The organism is Methylophaga sp., assembly GCF_965655755.1.
Classification (GTDB): Bacteria; Pseudomonadota; Gammaproteobacteria; order Nitrosococcales; family Methylophagaceae; genus Methylophaga.
In genome coordinates, this window is sequence record NZ_CBFHHW010000039.1 from 7,496 (window position 1) to 11,831 (window position 4,336).

Annotated in this window: 4 protein-coding genes; all 4 read left to right on the forward strand. The window is 47.3% G+C overall.

Translation table 11 applies throughout. The annotated features are described in order from the left end of the window. The first annotated feature begins 400 nt into the window (after nt 1-400). Nucleotides 401-1,573 (forward strand): ADP-forming succinate--CoA ligase subunit beta, encoded by a 1,173-nt coding sequence (gene sucC, locus ACTF5U_RS11170; RefSeq protein WP_438971711.1) that lies wholly within the window; start codon nt 401-403, stop codon nt 1,571-1,573. Then, complete coding sequence (sucD, locus tag ACTF5U_RS11175; protein WP_438971712.1) at nt 1,570-2,445, forward strand: succinate--CoA ligase subunit alpha; 876 nt, start codon at nt 1,570-1,572, stop codon at nt 2,443-2,445. Before sucC ends, sucD begins: the two co-directional genes overlap by 4 nt. Next, nucleotides 2,446-4,086, forward strand: coding sequence for an NAD+ synthase (locus ACTF5U_RS11180; RefSeq protein WP_438971713.1), 1,641 nt, complete (start codon nt 2,446-2,448; stop codon nt 4,084-4,086). Nucleotides 4,087-4,095: 9 nt separating this feature from the next. Then, nucleotides 4,096-4,336 (forward strand): P-II family nitrogen regulator (locus ACTF5U_RS11185; RefSeq protein WP_438971714.1); only part of this gene is annotated, 241 nt, incomplete at its 3' end.

Consider the following 4,336-nt stretch of genomic DNA (forward strand, 5'->3'; position numbering starts at 1 on the left):
TGCAACCGGAGCCCGGACCACCATGCAGAAACACAATGGGCACACCGTCAGGATTGCCACATTCTTCTACATACACCTGATGTTGGCCACCGTGACTCAGCTTTTCTCGAGTGAAAATATGGCTCTGGTAAGGTTCGATTTCCGGGTAAAGTGACAACATAAAAAAGCTCGTTAGTATTTCTCGGCCTGAACTATAGCATGCGTAAGCGCCATAGATGTTCGCTAGAGGTAAGATGAAGTGTTTTCTCAGACAAAATAATCGCTTACAACGATGGTAATTATCCTGCTATTGCGAGAAAATACAGGGTTTACACTACAGCGTTAAGTAGTGTTGACTGGATTAGTCCTAAAAAGCCGTTGCGTCAGAGCAACTGAATAATAATCAAGGCAAGATAAAACAATGAACCTGCACGAATTTCAGGCGAAACAATTATTTAATCGCTATGGTGTACCGACGCCACAGGGTCAGGCAGTCACGGAAGCTGCCCAGGCAAGACAAGCTGCTGAATTACTGGCAGGAGAGCGTTGGGTGGTTAAAGCCCAAGTCCATACTGGTGGTCGCGGTAAAGCCGGTGGCGTTAAAGTGGTTAATAGTCTGGATGATGTGGAAGCAGCAGCAATGTCGATGTTGGGACAGCAGCTTGTCACCCATCAAACCACAGCGGATGGTTTACCCATTCATCAGGTATTGGTTGAAAAACCAACGGATATTGTCCGTGAAATTTATCTTGCCGTATTATTGGACCGGAGTAGTCAGCGTATTGTATTCATGATCTCCGCTGAGGGTGGTATGGACATCGAAGCCGTCGCAGAAGATACCCCTGAAGCCATTCTGAACCTCTATGTTGATCCCATTGTGGGGCTTCAAAGCTACCAGTGCCGCAGAGCAGGATTTTTCCTCGGGCTTACAGGCACAGCATTTAAGCAGTTACAACAGATCATGCAAAGCCTGTATCAGCTCTTCATAGAAAATGATGCCAGTCAGGTCGAAATTAACCCCCTTGTGGTAACAAACGACGGTGAGCTGTTGGCCGTGGATGCCAAAATCAACCTGGATGATAACGGTTTATTTCGACATCCCGATCTGGCTGAGATGTTCGATCCTACTCAGGAAGATGATGCTGAAGTCATTGCACGCGAGTATGGTCTCAACTACATTTCTTTAGACGGAAATGTCGCCTGTATGGTGAATGGTGCCGGTCTGGCGATGGCGACCATGGATCTGATTCAGAAAGAAGGTGGTGAACCAGCCAATTTCCTGGATGTAGGTGGTGGTACGACGGCGGAACGTGTGGCAGAAGCCTTCAAATTGATTTTGTCTGATACCAAAGTGAAATCGATACTGGTGAATATTTTTGGCGGTATTGTCCGTTGTGATCTGATTGCAAAAGGTATCATTCAGGCAGCAAAAGAAGTCGATTTAACCTTACCAGTGGTGGTACGTCTGGAAGGAACCAATGCTGAGCAGGGACGTGAGTTACTGGCAAACAGCCAGATGAGTATTTATGCAGCACAGGATCTGACTGATGCTGCCAGAAAAGCGGTAGCCGCTGCCCAGGAGTCAAACGTATGAGCATACTGGTTAACCGCGAAACAAAAGTTATCTGTCAGGGCTTTACAGGCAAACAGGGTACCTTCCACTCGGAGCAGGCTATTGCTTATGGCACACAATTTGTTGGTGGTGTCACACCGGGAAAAGGTGGCCAGCAACATTTAGACAGACCCGTTTTTAACACCGTACACGAAGCGGTTGCCGAAACCGGTGCCAATGCAACCATGATATATGTGCCTGCAGCATTCGCTGCTGATGCCATATTGGAAGCGGCAGACGCGGGGATCAAAGTCATCGCCTGTATTACTGAGGGCATACCTGTTCAGGATATGCTTCGTGTTAAACATGCTTTGAATAACAAAGATGTGTTTTTGATTGGCCCGAACTGCCCTGGTTTGATTACACCGGGTGAATGTAAAATCGGCATTATGCCGGGAGTCATACATCAGCCAGGTAAAATCGGCATTGTGTCACGTTCAGGTACGCTGACGTATGAGGCTGTCCATCAAACCACGCAAAATGGTTTAGGACAAAGTACCTGCGTTGGTATCGGCGGCGATCCTATCCATGGCATGAACTTTATCGAATGTCTGGAAATGTTTGAAAATGATCCTCAGACAGAGGGTATCGTGATGGTTGGTGAAATCGGCGGTCATGCGGAAGAAGATGCGGCGGAGTACATCAAACAGAACGTGACCAAACCGGTGGTGGCTTATATCGCCGGTTTGACTGCACCGCCGGGTAAACGAATGGGACATGCTGGCGCAATTATCAGTGGTGGTACGGGTACAGCGGAAGCCAAACTGGCTGCGCTGGAAGCTGCAGGAGCCAAAATCGCACGATCACCGGCTGAAATAGGTGATTGCATGCTGGCGGCAATGGAAGCGCGATAGATGAATGACTTGACGCTGGTCATGGGGCAAATCAATCCTGTGGTAGGGGATGTGGCTGGCAACGTTATTAAGATAATTACTTCAGCCCACCAGGCTCGCGATGAATTTGATGCAGATTTAGTGATTTATCCGGAACTGACTTTAACCGGTTATCCACCCGAGGATCTGTTACTGAGACCAGGGCTGCTCAAGCGCGTAAGCAAGGCGCTTGATACCTTGCAAAAGCATGTGCAAGGCATTGCCATAATTGTCGGTCATCCCGATGGTGAAGTCCGCAAAGAACTCTATAACGCTGCGACTTTAATTGATAACGGCAAGCGAGTTGCGACCTATTTCAAGCATAAATTGCCCAACTACAGTGTGTTTGATGAAAAACGTTACTTCGTTGAAGGTAAAGAAGCTTGTGTAGTGGATTTTAGAGGAATCAAGATTGGTCTGACTTTATGTGAAGATATCTGGTTCACTGAGCCTGCTTGTCAGGCCGCTGACTCAGGCGCAGAACTTATTATTAATCTAAATGCCTCTCCGTTTCGAAGCGGTAAGTGGCAGCAGCGGAAAGCTGAAGTAAAGAAACGTGTTCTGGAAACCGGGTTGCCCATCATTTATGTCAATCAGGTCGGAGGTCAGGACGAATTGGTATTCGATGGTTCTTCCTTTGCTATGGATAATCATGGGCAGAAAGTGGCTCGTGCACCTGCATTCGAAAACGGCTTATATCCCCTTACAGTCAAACGGGATGATAAAGGGCTTATCCAAGTGTATGGTGACATGGCGGTGAAAGAAAAAGAACTCGCCATGATTTATAAAGCGCTGAAAACCGGTCTGCGCGATTACATTGAAAAAAACCATTTTCCAGGTGTTGTGATTGGCTTGTCCGGAGGCATAGATTCTGCGCTGACCTTAGCCTTGGCTGTGGATGCCATTGGTGCCGATAAAGTCCACGCGGTGATGATGCCGACCCGTTATACCGCACAAATCAGTCTGGATGATGCCAAAACGATGGCAGAAGGCTTGAACGTACAATACAGCGTCATGTCGATTGAGCCGGTGTTCAATTCATTTCTGGATACACTGGCTGATTCTTTTGCAGGTTTGCCCGTTGACACCACTGAAGAGAATATTCAGGCGCGTTGTCGAGGCATTATTTTGATGGCCTTATCGAATAAAACAGGCTCAATGGTGTTAGCAACCGGTAATAAAAGTGAAATGGCAGTGGGATACTCCACGCTGTATGGCGATATGGCAGGAGGCTACTCACCGTTAAAAGATGTATATAAAACTGTTGTCTATCAGCTTAGTCACTACCGCAATACGCTCTCATCAGTCATTCCTGAGCGAATCATTACCCGACCGCCTTCTGCCGAGCTAGCTGCGGATCAGCTGGACCAGGACAGTCTGCCACCCTACGATATTCTAGATAAGATTTTAGAACGTTATATTGCCGATGACAGTTGTTTTGAAGACTTGGTAGCAGAAGGCTATGATGCCGAAGAAGTTGCAAGGGTCATCAAAATGGTAGATCGTAATGAGTACAAACGACGTCAGGCGCCGCCAGGTATTCGTATCAGCAGTCGTGCTTTTGGGCGCGATCGCCGATACCCGATTACTTCAGGCTACACTGTTACCTCAACTATAGAGTAAGGAAATGCGATGAAGAAAATTGAAGCGATTATCAAACCTTTTAAGCTCGATGATGTTCGTCAGGCTTTGTCGGAAATCGGTGTCACAGGTATGACGGTAACCGAGGTCAAAGGCTTTGGTCGTCAGAAAGGGCACACAGAATTCTACCGTGGTGCCGAATATGTCGTTGATTTCCTGCCGAAAGTGAAACTTGAAATTGTTATTTCTGATGATGCTGTGGATTCGGTCATTGAGAGTATTACCAAAGCCG